The sequence below is a fragment of the Coralloluteibacterium stylophorae genome (genome assembly GCF_018122625.2).
Lineage (GTDB): Bacteria > Pseudomonadota > Gammaproteobacteria > Xanthomonadales > Xanthomonadaceae > Coralloluteibacterium > Coralloluteibacterium stylophorae.
Map to the genome: position 1 here is coordinate 89,375 of NZ_JAGQFT020000006.1, position 13,945 is coordinate 103,319.

Consider the following 13,945-nt stretch of genomic DNA (forward strand, 5'->3'; position numbering starts at 1 on the left):
CCGGGCCGCCGCGGAACGCACCGTACCGCGCTGTCCGGCCTGCCGCCCCTCGCCTGTTTGCGACGCGGCGATCAAAGTACGGCGTTCCTCCACGGAGCACGGTGACGGCATGGCGCATTGGCAGACCTTCGACTCCCCCGTCCGCTACGGGTCGGTCAGCCGGCTGCTGCACTGGACGATGGCCGCGATCGTGCTGCTGCAGTTCGTCAGCGCCGCCTGTCATTTCCTCCTCGAGCGGACGCACCCGGTCCGCGACTTCTTCTGGGGCACCCACACCTCCGTCGGCTTCGCGATCCTGGTGCTGGTGCTGGTGCGCGGCGCGTGGGCGCTGGCCAACCTGCGTCGCCGACCGCCGGCGGGCAACGTGCGCTTCGGCCGGCTGGCACCGCTGGGCCACCTGGTGCTCTACCTGCTGATGATCGCGATTCCCACGCTCGGGCTCGTCCGGCAGTGGGGCGCGGGACGCGAGTTCTCGGCCTTCGGCATCCCGATCTTCCAGGGCACCAGCGGTCCCGAGGTCGGCGCCCTGGTGGAGGCCGGCAACGGGTTCCACGGCCTCCTCGGCTGGAGCCTGCTGGCGCTGGTGGTGGCGCATGCGCTCGTCGCCGTCTCGCACAACGTGCTCTGGAACGAGGACGTGGTGCGCCGGATGGTGGGCACCCCTGGGGCGGGCGGCGCGTCGCCGCGCTGAGCGGCCGCCGCGCCCGCGCGCGGTCAGGCCGGGTCGAGGACGAAGCGGTCCTGGTCGAGCTGCGCCGGGAATTCGGCGCGGAATGCATCGAGCCCGGCGCGCGACAGTGTGGTCGTCACCACCTGTTCCTGGCGCCCGAGCTCCACCTGGGCCATGCCCTTGCCGTCGATCACCGCGCTGTCGCCGGCGTATTCCAGGCCGTTGCCGTCGCGCCCGACGCGGTTGACGCCGGCGACGCAGGCGAGGTTCTCGATCGCGCGCGCGCGCAGCAGCGTCTGCCACGGCACGCGGCGCGCCACCGGCCAGTTGGCGACGAACAGCAGCAGGTCGTAGTCGAGCTGGCCCGGGCGTTCGACGTCGTAGCGGTTACGTGCGAACACCGGGAAGCGCAGGTCGTAGCAGACCAGCGGGCAGATCCGCCAGCCGCGCCAGTCCAGCGTCAGCCGCGCGCGCCCGGCGGCGTAGCGCCTGTGCTCGTTGGCGTAGCGGAACAGGTGGCGCTTGTCGTAGGTCGAAAGCGCCCCGTCCGGCGTCGCGAACAGCATGCGGTTGAACACCTCGCCGCCCACGCGCAGCTGCACGCTGCCGGTGACCGCCGCGTCCAGCCGCCGCGCCTGGTCGCGGATCCAGGCGACCGTCGGCCCGTCCATGTCCTCGGCGCGGTCGATCGCATCGTTGGAGAAGCCGCTGGTGAAGGTCTCGGGCAGCACCACGAGGTCGGTCGCGCCGGCCAACGGCGCGATCAGGCCGCCGTAGTACTCACGGTTTCCGGCGGGATCGTGCCAGCGGGTGGCACCCTGGACGAGGCTGACGCGGAGGTCGGGCATGGGTTGGGCCTGGGGCGGTAAGGCGGGTGTGGTGTGTGGCTGTGGGGAACGGGGAACCGGGAACGGGGAATCGGGAATCGGGAATCGGGAATCGGGAATCGGGAACTGTAGTTCGTACTCGGTGGAGGGAATGGCTTCAGTAGGGGCCGCGGCCTTGGTCGCACCGGGACGGTGAGCCGACCCCTGTTCCCTGTTCCCTGTTCCCCGTTCCCTGCTCCCGCTTCACCCGATCAGAGCCAGCCGCTCCACCGCCCGCTCCAGCGTCGCCGGAGCCTTGGCGAAGCAGAAGCGGATCAGGCGCTGGCCGGCGGGCGGTTCCTCGTAGAACGGGGAGAGCGGAATGCCGGTGACGCCGTGCTCGACGGTGAGCCAGCGGCAGAACTCGGCGTCGGGCAGATCGCTGATCGCCGAGTAGTCGCAGAGCTGGAAATAGCCGCCCGGCACCGGCAGCGGCCGGAACTTCGTGCGCGCGAGCTGGGCGCGGAAGGCGTCGCGCTTGTCCTGGTAGAAGGCGCCGAGGCCGAGGTGGTGCTGCGGGTGCTGCGTGATCGCCTCGGCGAAGGCGAGCTGGGTCGGGGCCGGCGTGCAGAAGGTGTTGTACTGGTGCACCTTGCGCAGCTCCGCAGACAGCGGCGGCGGCGCGATCGCATAGCCGACCTTCCAGCCGGTGCAGTGGTAGGTCTTGCCGAAGCTCGACACCACCACCGCGCGGTCGGCCAGCTCCGGATGCCGCAGCGCGCTCTCGTGGCGGTTGTCGTCGAACACGATGTGCTCGTAGACCTCGTCGGACAGCAGCACGATGGGCGTGTCGCGCAGCAGCCCGGCGAGGCGGTCGAGGTCGGCTGCGGCGAGCATGGCGCCGGACGGGTTGTGCGGCGTGTTGACCATCAGCATCCGCGTCTTCGGGCCGATCGCATCGGCCAGTCGCTGCCAGTCGACGGCGAAGCTGGTCGGATCCAGCGGCACATGCACCGCGCGCGCGCCGGCCAGCGCGATGGCCGGTTCGTAGCTGTCGTAGGCCGGGTCCAGCACGATCACCTCGTCGCCCGGATGCACCAGCGCGAGCACCGTGTCGAAGATCGCCTCGCTGGCGCCGCTGGTGACGGTGACCTCGGTGTCGGGGTTGACCCGACGGCCGTACATCGCTTCGGACTTGGCGGCGATCGCCTGCCGCAGCGCCGGCATGCCGGTCATCGGCGCGTACTGGTTGCGGCCCTCGCGCATGGCGCGGTCGCAGGCTTCGACGAGGAAGTCCGGCACCTCGAAGTCGGGGAAGCCCTGGCCCAGGTTGACCGCGTCGTGGTCGAGCGCGAGCTGGCTCATCACCGTGAAGATGGTGGTGCCGACGCGCGGCAGCCTGGTGTTGACGGGGACGGAGGTCATGCGCGGGCGGCCCGTTCGCGGCAGGGGGCCGGCGAGTGTAACGGCCGCCCCCGGGGCCACAAGCGAGGTACCGGGACGCTGCGGGTCGTGCCGGGCCACAATCGCCGCATGTCGCTCGACCCCGACCTGCTGCGCGCCTTCCGCGTCGCCCGCTACCGCGTCTGCGCAGCGGGGCGGCCGCGCATCCACGTCGGCCGGCGCGCGCCGGCCGTGGAGGCCCTGGCCGCCGACGCGCAGGCCTTCGGCTTCATCACCGCCTGCAACCCGGACGGCCGCCGCCGCGGCCGCGCGTCGAACGTGCGCGACGACGCGGCGCTGGCGGCGGCGCTGCGCGCGGCGGGGTTCGACCTGCACCGCGCGATCGCCGGCGACGTCGCCGGACGCTGGAACGAGGCCGGCTGGCTGGTCGCCGCCACCGACGCCCACGATGCGTTCGCGCGGCTCGATGCGCTGGCCCTGCGCTTCGGCCAGCTCGGCGTGCTCGCCTGGCGGCGCGGCGGGCGCGTGCGCCTGCGCATCCATGCGCGGGCGCCGGCCGGGCTGCCGCCGGCCTGCGTCGACGCGGTGCCGCGCTGTCGGTAGCATGCGCGCCGGTTCGGGCCGGCGCCGCCGCCCGTCCCCGCGCTCCGCCGCGCTTCCCCGAGGAGTCCCCGTCCGCCGCATGAGCGCGACGCCGCCCCTGCTCTCCGCCCACGGCCTGTGCTTCGCGCGCAACGACGAGCCCGTGTTCGAGGACGTCGGCTTCGCCGTCGAGGCCGGCGAGGCGCTGCTGGTGCTGGGCGGCAACGGCGCCGGCAAGACCACCCTGCTGCGGGTCCTGGCCGGGCTGCTGGAGGCCTCGGCCGGCGAGGTCGCCTTCGCGGGCCGGCGCGTCGACCGCGAGCACCTGGCGCGCGGGATCGCCTACCTCGGCCACCAGCACGGGCACAAGGACGACCTCGGCGCACTGGAGAACCTGGCCTTCGCGGCCGGGCTCATGGGCGCCGCCGACGCCGACCTCGAGGCCGCGCTCGCCGCGGTCGGCCTGGCCGGCCATGAGGACACCGCCGCGCGCCGGCTCTCGGCCGGGCAGAAGAAGCGCCTCGCGCTGGCCCGGCTGACGCTCTCGCCGGCGCGCCTGTGGCTGCTGGACGAGCCCTACGCCAACCTCGACCTCGACGGCATCGCCCTGGTCAACGACCTGGTCGCGCGCCACCTGGCCGATGCCGGCGCGGTGCTGCTGACCACCCACGGCGCCTACGCCGCGCCACCGGTGCGCACCCGTACGCTGGTGCTCGAAGCGCCGCTGGAACCCGCCGATGCCTGAGCCGATGCGCGCCGACATCCCGCGACCGCCCGCGGCGCGGCCGGGCCTGCTGCGCGCCGGCGGCGCCCTGCTCCGCCGCGACCTGCGCCTGGTCTGGCGCCGCCGCGGCGACGCCCTGCAGCCGCTGCTGTTCGCGGTGCTGGTGATCGCGCTGTTCCCGCTCGCGGTCGGCGCCGATCCGGCGCAGCTTGTGCCGATCGCCCCGGCGGTGCTGTGGGTCGCCGCCCTGCTCGCGGGACTGTCGTCGCTGGATGCGCTCTACCGCGGCGACGCCGACGACGGCAGCCTCGAGCAGCTCATGCTCGCGCCGGTGCCGCTGGCCTGGCTGGTCGCGGTGCGCGTGTTCGCGCACTGGCTCACGACGGCGGTGCCGCTGCTGCTGGCGATGCCGCTGCTGGCGCAGATGATGCAGCTGCCCGGGAACCTCCTGGGTCCGCTCATGGTCTCGCTGGCACTGGGTACGCCGCTGCTCAGCCTGGTCGGTTCGGTGGTCGCCGCGCTGACCGTCGGGATGCGGCGCTCTGGTATGATCCTCGCCCTGCTGGCGCTGCCCCTGTACGTGCCGATCCTGGTGTTCGGAGCCGGTTCGGTGATAGCCGCGGCGCAGGGTCTGGACTGGACCGGAGGCCTGCTGCTGCTGGCGGCGGGACTGGTGCTGGGGCTGCTGCTGGCCCCGCTGGCCGCCGCCACCGCGATCCGGATCGCGCTGAGTTGAATCGAGACCTCGTGAGCACACGCCCTCTCGCCACCGCCCGCGGAGACCGCTCCGCATGAACCCCGTGGTGCTGTGGTTCCACAAGCTGGGCTCGCCGCCCTATTTCGACCGTTTCGCCGCGCGCTGGGCGCCGTGGTGCTTCGGCATCGCACTGCTGCTCACCGCCTGGGGCGTGTACGGCGCGCTGTTCCAGGTGCCGGCCGACTACCAGCAGGGCGACAGCGCGCGCATCCTCTACATCCACGTGCCCAGCGCCTGGATGAGCCTGCTGGTCTATGGCCTGATGGCGGCGTACGCGGCGATCGCGCTGGTGTGGCGGATCAAGCTGTGCGAAGTGCTGGCGATGGCCTGCGCGCCGATCGGCGCCGCTTTCACCGTCATCACCCTGGCCACGGGCGCGATCTGGGGCAAGCCGATGTGGGGCACCTGGTGGACCTGGGACCCGCGCCTGACCTCGGAGCTGATCCTGCTGTTCATGTACATCGGCGTGATGGGCCTGAACGCGGCCATCGAGGACCGCCGCCGCGCCGCGCGCGCCGCGGGCTTCCTGGCCATCGTCGGTGTGGTCCTGCTGCCTGTGATCCGCTATTCCGTGGTGTGGTGGAACTCGCTGCACCAGGGCTCGTCGGTCAGCGTCTTCGGCGAGTCCAGGATCGACCCGAGCATGCTCGGCCCGCTGTGGGTGATGCTGGTGGCCACCAAGTTCTGGTTCGCCGGCTCGCTGCTGCAGCGCGCGCGGGCGGCCAACCTCGAGGCGGAGTCCGGCAAGGCCTGGGCGCGTGCCGCGGCGGGCGTGCCGCAATGAGCTACGCCGGCTACGTCCTCGCCTCCTACGCGGTGTTCGCCCTGGTCCTGCTGTGGGACGGGCTGTCACCCCGGATCCGGCTGGCGCGCACGCGCCAGCGCATCGCGGCGCGCGCGCGCCGCGACGCCGCGCGCAGGAGCGCCGGCACGACCTCCCCATCGACCCGCGACACCACCGCATGAACCCGACCCGCAAGCGCCGCCTGCTGTTCGTCGCCGCCCTGGTGGCCGCGGCGGGCCTGGCCGCGACCTTCGTCGTGCTGGCCCTGCAGCGCAACCTCACCTACCTGTACACCCCGAGCGAGGTGCTCGCCGGACAGACCAGCGAGCAGGCGGTGTTCCGCCTCGGCGGCATGGTCAAGGAGGGTTCGCTCGCGCGCGAGCCGGAGACGCTGAAGGTGCGCTTCACCGTGCTCGACGCCGACGGCGAGCTGCCGGTGGACTACGAAGGCATCCTCCCCGACCTATTCCGCGAGAATCAGGCGGTGATCGCCACCGGCTCGATGGCCGGTGGCCGCTTCGTCGCCAGCGAGGTGCTGGCCAAGCACGACGAGGCCTACATGCCCAAGGAAGTCGCCGACAAGATGGGCATCAACCATGCCCGCAGCGGCGTCGACGCCGGGCGCGACTGAGGTGCTGCCGGAGCTCGGACAGGTCGCACTGATCCTCGCGGCCCTGGTCGCGACGGTGCAGGCGGTGCTGCCGCTGGCCGGCGCGCAGCGCGGCAGCGAGGCGTGGATGCGGGTGGCGCGGCCGGCCGCGTGGGCGGTGTTCGCCCTGTGCGCCTGCGCCTTCGGACTGCTCGCGCATGCGTTCATGACCCAGGACTTCTCGGTGCTCTACGTGGCCGAGAATTCCAACTCGCTGCTGCCGATGGTCTACCGCTTCACCGCGGTGTGGGGCGCGCATGAGGGCTCGCTGCTGCTGTGGGTGCTGATGCTCAGCGGGTGGACCGCGGCGGTGGCGCTGTTCTCGCGCTCGCTTCCCTTGCCGGTGGTGGCGCGGGTGATCGGCGTGATGGGCATCGTCGCGGTCGGCTTCCTGCTGTTCACCCTGCTCACCTCGAACCCGTTCGAGCGCCTGCTGCCCGCCGCGCAGGAGGGGCGCGACCTCAATCCGCTGCTGCAGGACCCGGGCATGGTCATCCACCCGCCGATGCTCTACATGGGCTACGTCGGCTTCGCGGTGGCCTTCGCCTTCGCCATCGCCGCACTGCTCGATGGCCGGGTCGATGCGCGCTGGGTGCGCTGGTCGCGACCGTGGACCAATGTCGCCTGGGCCTTCCTCACCGTCGGCATCGCCCTGGGCTCGTGGTGGGCCTACTACGAGCTGGGCTGGGGCGGCTGGTGGTTCTGGGACCCGGTCGAGAACGCCAGCTTCATGCCCTGGCTGGTCGGCGCGGCGCTGATCCATTCGCAGGCGGTGACCGAGAAGCGCGGCAGCTTCCGCGGCTGGACCCTGCTGCTGGCGATCGCGGCGTTCTCGCTTTCCCTGCTCGGCACCTTCCTGGTGCGCTCCGGCGTGGTCACCTCGGTGCACTCGTTCGCGGCGGATCCGGCGCGCGGCCTGTTCATCCTGGCCTTCCTGCTGCTGGTGGTCGGCGGCTCGCTCGCGCTGTACGCGCTGCGCGCGCCGGGCGATCCCGAGGACGGCGCCGAGGCGCGGCGCCAAGCCTTCGCCGGCAGCTCGCGCGAGACCCTGCTGCTGGTCAACAACCTGATGCTGACCGCGGCCTGCGGCATGGTCCTGCTCGGCACGATGTACCCGCTGCTGGCCGATGCGCTGGGCCTGGGCAAGATCTCGGTCGGCCCGCCCTACTTCGGCCTGATGTTCACCCTGCTGATGGCGCCGGTGGTGCTGCTGGTGCCGTTCGGCCCGCTCACGCGCTGGCAGCGCGAGGAGGCGCGCCGCCCGCTGCGCATGCTGGCCCCGTGGCTGGCGCTGGCGGCGGTGCTCGGCGTGGTCGCCTTCTTCGCCTGGCCCGCGGGAACCCTCAAGACCGCGCTCGGCCTGTTCGCCGCGGCCTGGGTGCTGGGCGGCACCCTGCGCTTCGTGTGGCAGCGCCTGCGCGCGGCGCCTGCCGGCGCGCGCCGCTTCACCGCCGAGATTGTCGGCATGACGCTCGCCCATGCCGGCATCGGCGTGTTCGTGTTCGGCGTGCTGCTGGTGGAGAGCACCGGCATCGAGACCGACGTCGCCGCCCGGCCCGGCCAGAGCCACGAGGTGCGTGGCTACGCGTTCCGCTTCGACGGCGTGGTCGAGCGCCAGGGGCCGAACTACCTCTCCGACACCGGCACGGTGACGGTCCTGCGCGACGGCCGCGAGGTCGCGGTCCTGCACCCGGAGAAGCGCGCCTACGCCAGCGGCGGCAACGTCATGACCGATGCGGCGATCGCCGCCGGCCTCGGTCGCGACCTCTACGTTGCGCTGGGCGAGCCGCTCGACGGCGACGCCCGCACCGGCAGCTGGGCGCTGCGCATCTACGTCAAGCCCTTCGTCCGCCTGATCTGGCTGGGTGCGGCGCTGATGGCGCTGGGCGGCTTCGTGGTCGCCGGCGACCGCCGCTTCCGCGCGCGCGCCGCCGTGCAGCCGGCGGCGACCCGCGCGCCGCGCCCCGCCGCCACGGAGGCCGCCGCATGATCCGCCGCCTGCTGCCGCTGGGCATCTTCCTCGCGCTGTGCGTGGTGCTGTTCGCCGGCATCCTGCTGAGCCGCGATCCCGATCGCGACGCCATCCAGTCGCCCCTGATCGGCAGGCCGGCGCCGGCCTTCGCCCTGCCCGACCTGCACGCGCCGGAGCTCGTGGTGCGCGGCGCGGACCTGCGTGGCGCCCCCTACCTCCTCAACGTGTGGGGCAGCTGGTGCCCGGAGTGCCGCATCGAGCACCCGGTGATCGCCGACCTCGCCCGCTCCGGCCGGGTGCGGGTGATCGGCTACAACTACAAGGACGAGCGCGACGACGCCCTGCGCTGGCTCGGCCAGTTCGGCGATCCCTACGACCGCATCGTCGCCGACCTCGACGGGCGCGCCGCCCTCGACTGGGGCATCTACGGCGCGCCGGAGACCTTCCTCGTCGATGCCGACGGCACCGTGCGCTGGAAGCACATCGGCGCGCTGACCCCGGCCATCATCGAACGCGAGATCCTGCCGCTGCTGGGCGGGGCGGGAAGCGGGAACCGGGACTAGGAATGGACAGCCTGCGCTCCAGCCGGAAGACCGCGATCGCGCCGCTGCTGGCGCTGGCGCTGGTCCTGCTGACGGGCATCGCCGCGGCGATGGAACCGCTGGCCTTTCGCAGCGAGGCCGAGGAGGCGCGCTTCCGTGCGCTGGCCGCGGAGCTGCGCTGCGTGATGTGCCAGAACCAGTCGCTGGCCGATTCCAGCGCGCCGATCGCCCACGACCTGCGCCTGGAGGTCCTGCGCCTGATGCACGAGGGTCGCAGCGACGCCGAGATCAAGGACTACCTGGTCGAGCGCTACAGCGACTTCGTGCTGTACAAGCCGCCGCTGCAGGCCGGCACCTGGCTGCTGTGGTTCGGCCCCGCCCTGCTGGTGCTGGCGGGCGCGCTGGTGGTCGCCGCGATCGTGCGCCGGCGCGCACGCAATGCGCCGTCCGCCGAAGCGCCGGCCGGCGACGAGCAGGAGTGGTGATGACGGTATTCGTGGCATGCGCGCTGGGACTGGTGCTGGTGGCGCTGGCGGTCCTGGTCCGCCCCCTGCTGCGCAGCGCGCCGGTGGCGGCGACGGCGCTCGCCCTGGGCCTGCCGCTGGCCACCGGCGCCGCCTACATGGCGCTCGGCACGCCCGCTGCGCTGGATCCGGCGGCGCGCACGCCGCGCTCGACCCCGGCCACGCCCGCGGACATGGCCGCCGCGGTCGAGCAGCTGGCCGCCGAGATGGAGCGCAACCCCGGCAACATCGAGGGCTGGCTGCTGCTCGCACGCAGTCGCAAGGCACAGCAGCGCTACGACGATGCGGAGCGGGCGCTCGAACAGGCCAGCCGGCTCGCGCCCGACGATCCGGACATCCTGGTCGACCTCGCCGAGACGATGACGCTGGCGGGTCCGTCGCGGGTGATCGGGCCGGAAGCGGTCGCCCTCCTGGAGCGTGCGCTGGCACTGCACCCGCGACACCAGCGCGCCAGCTGGTTCCTCGGCGTGCAGGCGATCCAGGCAGGCGAACCGGCGCGTGCGGTCGCGCTGTGGGAAGCGATCCTGCCGACCGTCGACGCCGCCACCGCGACGGCGCTGCGCGAGCAGATCGCGCGTGCGCGCGCCGAGGCGGGGATGCCGCCGGCCGAGGATGCGCCCCCGGCCGCCGCGGCCCTGCGCGTGCGCGTGGCGCTCGCACCGGAGTTCGCCGGCGCCGTCGACGACGGCGACACGCTGTACGTCTTCGCCCGCCAGCCCGACGGTGCGCCGATGCCGGTGGCGGCCACGCGCCTCGCGGTCGCGACCTGGCCGGTCGAGGTGAGCCTGGGCGACGCCGACAGCCCGATGCCGACCCTGCGCCTGTCCGATCTCGACGAGGCCGAGGTCGTCGCGCGCATTTCCCGCAGCGGCGACGTCGCGGCGGCCAGCGGCGATCTAGAGTCCACCCCGCGGCGCGTACGCCTGGGCGACGAGCCGGTCCCGGTCGAGATCGAGATCGACCGCCGTCGCCCCTGATCCGCACCGCCCTGTCCCATCTGCATCCGCGACGCCGCACGCTGCAGTGCGACAATCCGCTCCGGTTGCGCGTCGGGCGGCCTGGCCCATGGTGGCCGCCGCGCGGTGCAGGACCGTCCTTTCCTCCCGGAGATCCAATGCAATGATCCGCAAGATCCTGTTCACTCTCCTGGCCGCCGCGGCGGCGCCGGCGGCCTACGCCGCGGACGGCTGCAGCGTGCAGCTCACCGGCGACGATGCGCTCAAGTTCAGCCTCGCGCAGATCGAGGTGCCGGCCAGCTGCGACGAGTTCACCATCGACTTCCAGCACGTCGGCAAGCTCGCGGCCAACGTGATGGGCCACAACGTGGTCATCGCCAGGACCGCCGACGTCGACGCCGTTGCCAGCGACGGCCTCGCCGTGCAGCCGGATCACGTCAAGCCCGGCGATGCACGCGTCGTCGCCCACACCAAGGTCATCGGCGGCGGCGAGTCGACCTCGCTCACCTTCGACACCTCCAAGCTGGAAGACGGCGGCGACTACAGCTTCTTCTGCAGCTTCCCGGGCCACTCCGCGGTCATGCGCGGCAAGCTGGTCGCCGGCGGCTGAGGCCAGGGCGGCACGTGCGCCTGGGGATGCGGTCGCGGCGCGGGTAGACTCGCGCCCGACCGTCGTCCCCGGTGCACGATGCCGCATCCCGATTCCCTCCCGCTCCCCACGCTCCGCCGCCGCACCCGGTGCCCGGAATGAGCTTCGAACGGATTCCGCCCGGCAGCCGCTTCTTCGCCCTGCCCACGCCCTTCCGCATGAAGCGCGGCGGCGTGCTGCACGGCGCGCGCCTGGCCTACGAGACCTGGGGCCGGCTCGCGCCCGATGCCGGCAACGCCGTGCTGATCCTCACCGGGCTGTCGCCCAGCGCGCATGCCGCGGCACACGCCGGGGATGCCTCGCCCGGCTGGTGGGAGCCGATGATCGGCCCCGGCCGCGCGATCGACACCGACCGCTGGTTCGTGATCTGCGTGAACTCGCTCGGCAGCTGCAAGGGCTCGACCGGTCCGGCGTCGCCGGACCCGGCCAGCGGCGAGGCCTACCGGCTCGACTTCCCCGAGCTGGCGATCGAGGACGGCGCCGACGCCGCGCACGCGCTGGTGGCCTCGCTCGGCATCGAGCGCCTCGCCTGCCTCGTCGGCTGTTCGATGGGCGGCATGACCGCATTGGCCTACCTGCTCCGGCATCCGGGATCGGCGCGGACCCACGTCAACGTCTGCGGCAGCGCGCGCGCGCTGCCGTTCTCGATCGCGATCCGCTCGCTGCAGCGCGAGGCGATCCGGCTCGACCCGGAGTGGCGCGAAGGCCGCTACGACGCCGAGCACTATCCCGAGAACGGCATGCGCATGGCGCGCAAGCTCGGCGTGGTGACCTACCGCTCGGCGCTGGAATGGTCGGGCCGCTTCGGACGGGTGCGCCTGGACCCGGACCGGCGCCACGACGACGAACCCTTCGGGCTCGAGTTCGAGGTCGAGAGCTACCTCGAGGGCCACGCCCGGCGCTTCGTGCGCCAGTTCGACCCGAACTGCTACCTCTACCTCAGCCGCTCGATGGACTGGTTCGACGTCATCGAATACGCCCCCGCCGACGCGGCCGAGCGGGTCGCCGCGGCGCTGGCCTCGATCCGGCTGGAGCGGGCCCTGGTCCTGGGCGTGGAGACCGACATCCTGTTCCCGCTGCAGCAGCAGGAGGAGATCGCCGAGGGACTGGCCGCCGGCGGCGCCGCGGTGACGTTTTCGCCGCAGCCGTCGCCGCAGGGACACGACGCCTTCCTGGTCGACATCGCGCGTTTCGGCGCGGCGATCGGCGCCTTCCTCGGCGGGACCGGGCCGGCCGCGGGCGTATGATGCGCCGATGAACGCCGCCCCGACCTTCGCCTCCTTCCCCGGCCGCGAGCGGCTGGTGGCCCGCCTGGACGAGGCCGTCGCGCTGGGCGACGACCAGGCGGTCACCGCCGCGCTGCGCGGCGCGCTCTGCGGCCTGATCCGCGACCGCGACGTGCACCTGCCCGAGGCGGTGTTCGCGCCGATCGACGACCACTACGCGCGGCGCGAGATCTATCGCAGCGCCGACTACGGCTACAGCGTGGTGGCGATGACCTGGGGCCCCGGCCAGGGCACGCCGCTGCACGACCACTGCGGGCTGTGGTGCGTCGAGGGCGTCTGGCACGGGCAGCTCGAGATCACCCAGTACGAGCTGCTCGACCGCGACGGCGACCATGCCCGCTTCCGCATGCACGGCGGCATGCTCGCCGGCATCGGCAGCGCCGGCAGCCTGATCCCGCCGCACGAGTACCACACCATCCGCAATCCGTCGGACCGCGACGTGGCGGTGTCGCTGCACGTCTACCAGTCGGAGATGAAGCAGTGCGCGGTGTTCCGCGAGCAGGCCGGCGGCGGCTTCGTGCGCCAGGCCGTCGCCCTCGCCCGCGACGCCTGCTGATACGCGAAGGGCCCGCGCAGCGCCCGCCCCCGGACGTGGTGCCGACGGTGGGACTCGAACCCACACGGTTTTAAGGCCGGCGGATTTTGAGTCCGCTGCGTCTACCGATTCCGCCACGTCGGCAGCGGGCGCGCAGTATAGCCCCAAGGTCCGCACGCGACGGCGTCGCGGCCTAGCGCGGATCCGCCGCCGGGCCGTGCTCGGCGACGCCCCACGGCGCCCCGCCGCAGCGGTAGCCGAGGCTGCCCAGGAAGAAGTCGACCATCTGCGCGTTGCTGACGCCCGAGCTGCGCCGGCAGGCGCCAAAGTCGAGGAGCGAGGTGCGCATGATCCCCTCCAGCAGGGTCCGGATCATGATCGCGCAGACCTCGGCGGGAACGTCGCTCCGCACCTGCCCCAACTCCTGCGCACGCGCGAACATGGCCACGAACTCGCGGTGCTTGGAGTCGTGTTCGTCGTCGACGATCTCGCCGAGTTCGCGCATCTCGTCGACGTACTCGCAGCGGTGGAAGAGGATGTCGAGGATCGTGCGGCCGTGCGGATCCTCGAGCAGTTCGTCGGCGATGTAGTGCAGGAATTCGCGCATCGCCGCCATCGGATCGTCCTGCGCAGCCTGGCGCATGCGCTCGCGACGCTCGGCCATGATCGTGTCGATGCGCCGGCCGAGCGCCTGCAGCACGTCGCGCTTGTGCGCGAAGTGCCAGTACACGGCACCGCGCGTGCAGCCCGCGCGGCGGGCGATCTCCTCGAGGCTGCTGCGGGACACGCCCTTCTCGTGGAAGACCTGCTCGGCGGCGTCGAGGATGGCCTCGCGCGTCTGGCCGGCCTCCTCCTTCGTTCGTCTTGCCATCGCGGGAACGGTGACTCCTGGCGGTTTGCTGGGAAGGCCGCGCGGCCGTAGCGTTCGCAACGGCCGACGGTGGCCGCCGCCGGCGCGGTACAGAACTGTAGCCAAGGGTCAAGTGATTTACAAACATTCACGTATGTTTGTAAATTAGCTGGCTTCGGTCGCCGCCGGCTGCGTCCGCCCGCCCGGCGTTCGCGGCCGCCACGTCCGGCAGCGCCCTGCGTCCGAACCTCCTCA

The 13,945-nt window shown here is 72.7% G+C and carries 17 protein-coding genes and 1 tRNA gene; 14 read left to right on the forward strand and 4 right to left on the reverse strand.

Going from position 1 to position 13,945, the window contains the following annotated elements; all coding sequences use genetic code 11:
- The first annotated feature begins 109 nt into the window (after positions 1–109).
- Entirely contained in the window at positions 110–691 is a 582-nt protein-coding gene (locus tag KB893_RS10410) for a cytochrome b (protein WP_211927669.1), read from the forward strand.
- A 23-nt stretch (positions 692–714) separates the two neighbouring features.
- Here the strand turns inward: KB893_RS10410 and KB893_RS10415 are convergent, their stop codons facing one another.
- Together KB893_RS10415 and KB893_RS10420 are read right to left on the reverse strand one after the other, a co-directional pair.
- Complete coding sequence (locus tag KB893_RS10415; protein WP_211927668.1) at positions 715–1,518, reverse strand: amidohydrolase; 804 nt, start codon at positions 1,516–1,518, stop codon at positions 715–717.
- 222 nt (positions 1,519–1,740) lie between these two features.
- On the reverse strand, positions 1,741–2,901 hold the full coding sequence (locus tag KB893_RS10420) for a pyridoxal phosphate-dependent aminotransferase (RefSeq protein ID WP_213173668.1): 1,161 nt from the start codon (positions 2,899–2,901) through the stop codon (positions 1,741–1,743).
- A gap of 108 nt (positions 2,902–3,009) precedes the next feature.
- Between KB893_RS10420 and KB893_RS10425 the strand changes: the two genes are divergently transcribed.
- The 13 genes from KB893_RS10425 (at position 3,010) to KB893_RS10485 (ending at position 12,861) form a co-directional block, all read left to right on the forward strand.
- Positions 3,010–3,483, forward strand: coding sequence for a DUF3293 domain-containing protein (locus tag KB893_RS10425; RefSeq protein ID WP_213173669.1), 474 nt, complete (start codon positions 3,010–3,012; stop codon positions 3,481–3,483).
- A gap of 79 nt (positions 3,484–3,562) precedes the next feature.
- Positions 3,563–4,207, forward strand: a complete 645-nt coding sequence (gene ccmA / locus KB893_RS10430) for a heme ABC exporter ATP-binding protein CcmA (protein WP_211926917.1) — start codon at positions 3,563–3,565, stop codon at positions 4,205–4,207.
- A complete protein-coding gene (ccmB, locus tag KB893_RS10435; protein WP_246505582.1) occupies positions 4,200–4,922 on the forward strand; it encodes a heme exporter protein CcmB in 723 nt (240 codons plus the stop codon). The genes ccmA and ccmB overlap by 8 nt, the downstream gene beginning before the upstream one ends.
- Positions 4,923–4,977: 55 nt before the next feature.
- Positions 4,978–5,727 carry a heme ABC transporter permease CcmC gene (gene ccmC / locus KB893_RS10440; protein ID WP_213173670.1) on the forward strand — a complete coding sequence of 250 codons (750 nt, stop codon included), beginning with the start codon at positions 4,978–4,980 and terminating at the stop codon, positions 5,725–5,727.
- Entirely contained in the window at positions 5,724–5,909 is a 186-nt protein-coding gene (gene ccmD, locus KB893_RS10445) for a heme exporter protein CcmD (RefSeq protein ID WP_211928161.1), read from the forward strand. The genes ccmC and ccmD overlap by 4 nt, the downstream gene beginning before the upstream one ends.
- Positions 5,906–6,358: a cytochrome c maturation protein CcmE gene (ccmE, locus tag KB893_RS10450; protein WP_211928162.1), complete on the forward strand. Its 453-nt coding sequence runs from the start codon at positions 5,906–5,908 to the stop codon at positions 6,356–6,358. Before ccmD ends, ccmE begins: the two co-directional genes overlap by 4 nt.
- 1 nt (position 6,359) lies before the next feature.
- On the forward strand, positions 6,360–8,366 hold the full coding sequence (locus KB893_RS10455; protein ID WP_213173716.1) for a heme lyase CcmF/NrfE family subunit: 2,007 nt from the start codon (positions 6,360–6,362) through the stop codon (positions 8,364–8,366).
- Complete coding sequence (locus KB893_RS10460; protein WP_213173671.1) at positions 8,363–8,911, forward strand: DsbE family thiol:disulfide interchange protein; 549 nt, start codon at positions 8,363–8,365, stop codon at positions 8,909–8,911. Before KB893_RS10455 ends, KB893_RS10460 begins: the two co-directional genes overlap by 4 nt.
- Positions 8,912–8,913: 2 nt before the next feature.
- Entirely contained in the window at positions 8,914–9,375 is a 462-nt protein-coding gene (locus KB893_RS10465; RefSeq protein WP_213173672.1) for a cytochrome c-type biogenesis protein, read from the forward strand.
- Positions 9,375–10,391 (forward strand): tetratricopeptide repeat protein, encoded by a 1,017-nt coding sequence (locus tag KB893_RS10470; protein WP_211927092.1) that lies wholly within the window; start codon positions 9,375–9,377, stop codon positions 10,389–10,391. Before KB893_RS10465 ends, KB893_RS10470 begins: the two co-directional genes overlap by 1 nt.
- 142 nt (positions 10,392–10,533) lie before the next feature.
- Positions 10,534–10,980 carry an azurin gene (azu, locus tag KB893_RS10475; protein WP_211927091.1) on the forward strand — a complete coding sequence of 149 codons (447 nt, stop codon included), beginning with the start codon at positions 10,534–10,536 and terminating at the stop codon, positions 10,978–10,980.
- Positions 10,981–11,117: 137 nt separating this feature from the next.
- Positions 11,118–12,266, forward strand: coding sequence for a homoserine O-acetyltransferase MetX (metX, locus tag KB893_RS10480; protein WP_211927090.1), 1,149 nt, complete (start codon positions 11,118–11,120; stop codon positions 12,264–12,266).
- Between the two features lie 7 nt (positions 12,267–12,273).
- The gene (locus KB893_RS10485) at positions 12,274–12,861 is read left to right on the forward strand and encodes a cysteine dioxygenase family protein (protein ID WP_211927089.1); all 588 of its coding nucleotides are present in this window, start codon (positions 12,274–12,276) and stop codon (positions 12,859–12,861) included.
- A gap of 36 nt (positions 12,862–12,897) precedes the next feature.
- On the opposite strand, the gene KB893_RS10490 is transcribed toward KB893_RS10485, so the two are convergent.
- Positions 12,898–12,984: transfer RNA gene (locus KB893_RS10490), tRNA-Leu, on the reverse strand.
- Positions 12,985–13,033: 49 nt separating this feature from the next.
- Positions 13,034–13,711 carry a TetR family transcriptional regulator gene (locus KB893_RS18620; RefSeq protein WP_211927088.1) on the reverse strand — a complete coding sequence of 226 codons (678 nt, stop codon included), beginning with the start codon at positions 13,709–13,711 and terminating at the stop codon, positions 13,034–13,036.
- Positions 13,712–13,945 lie beyond the last annotated feature (234 nt).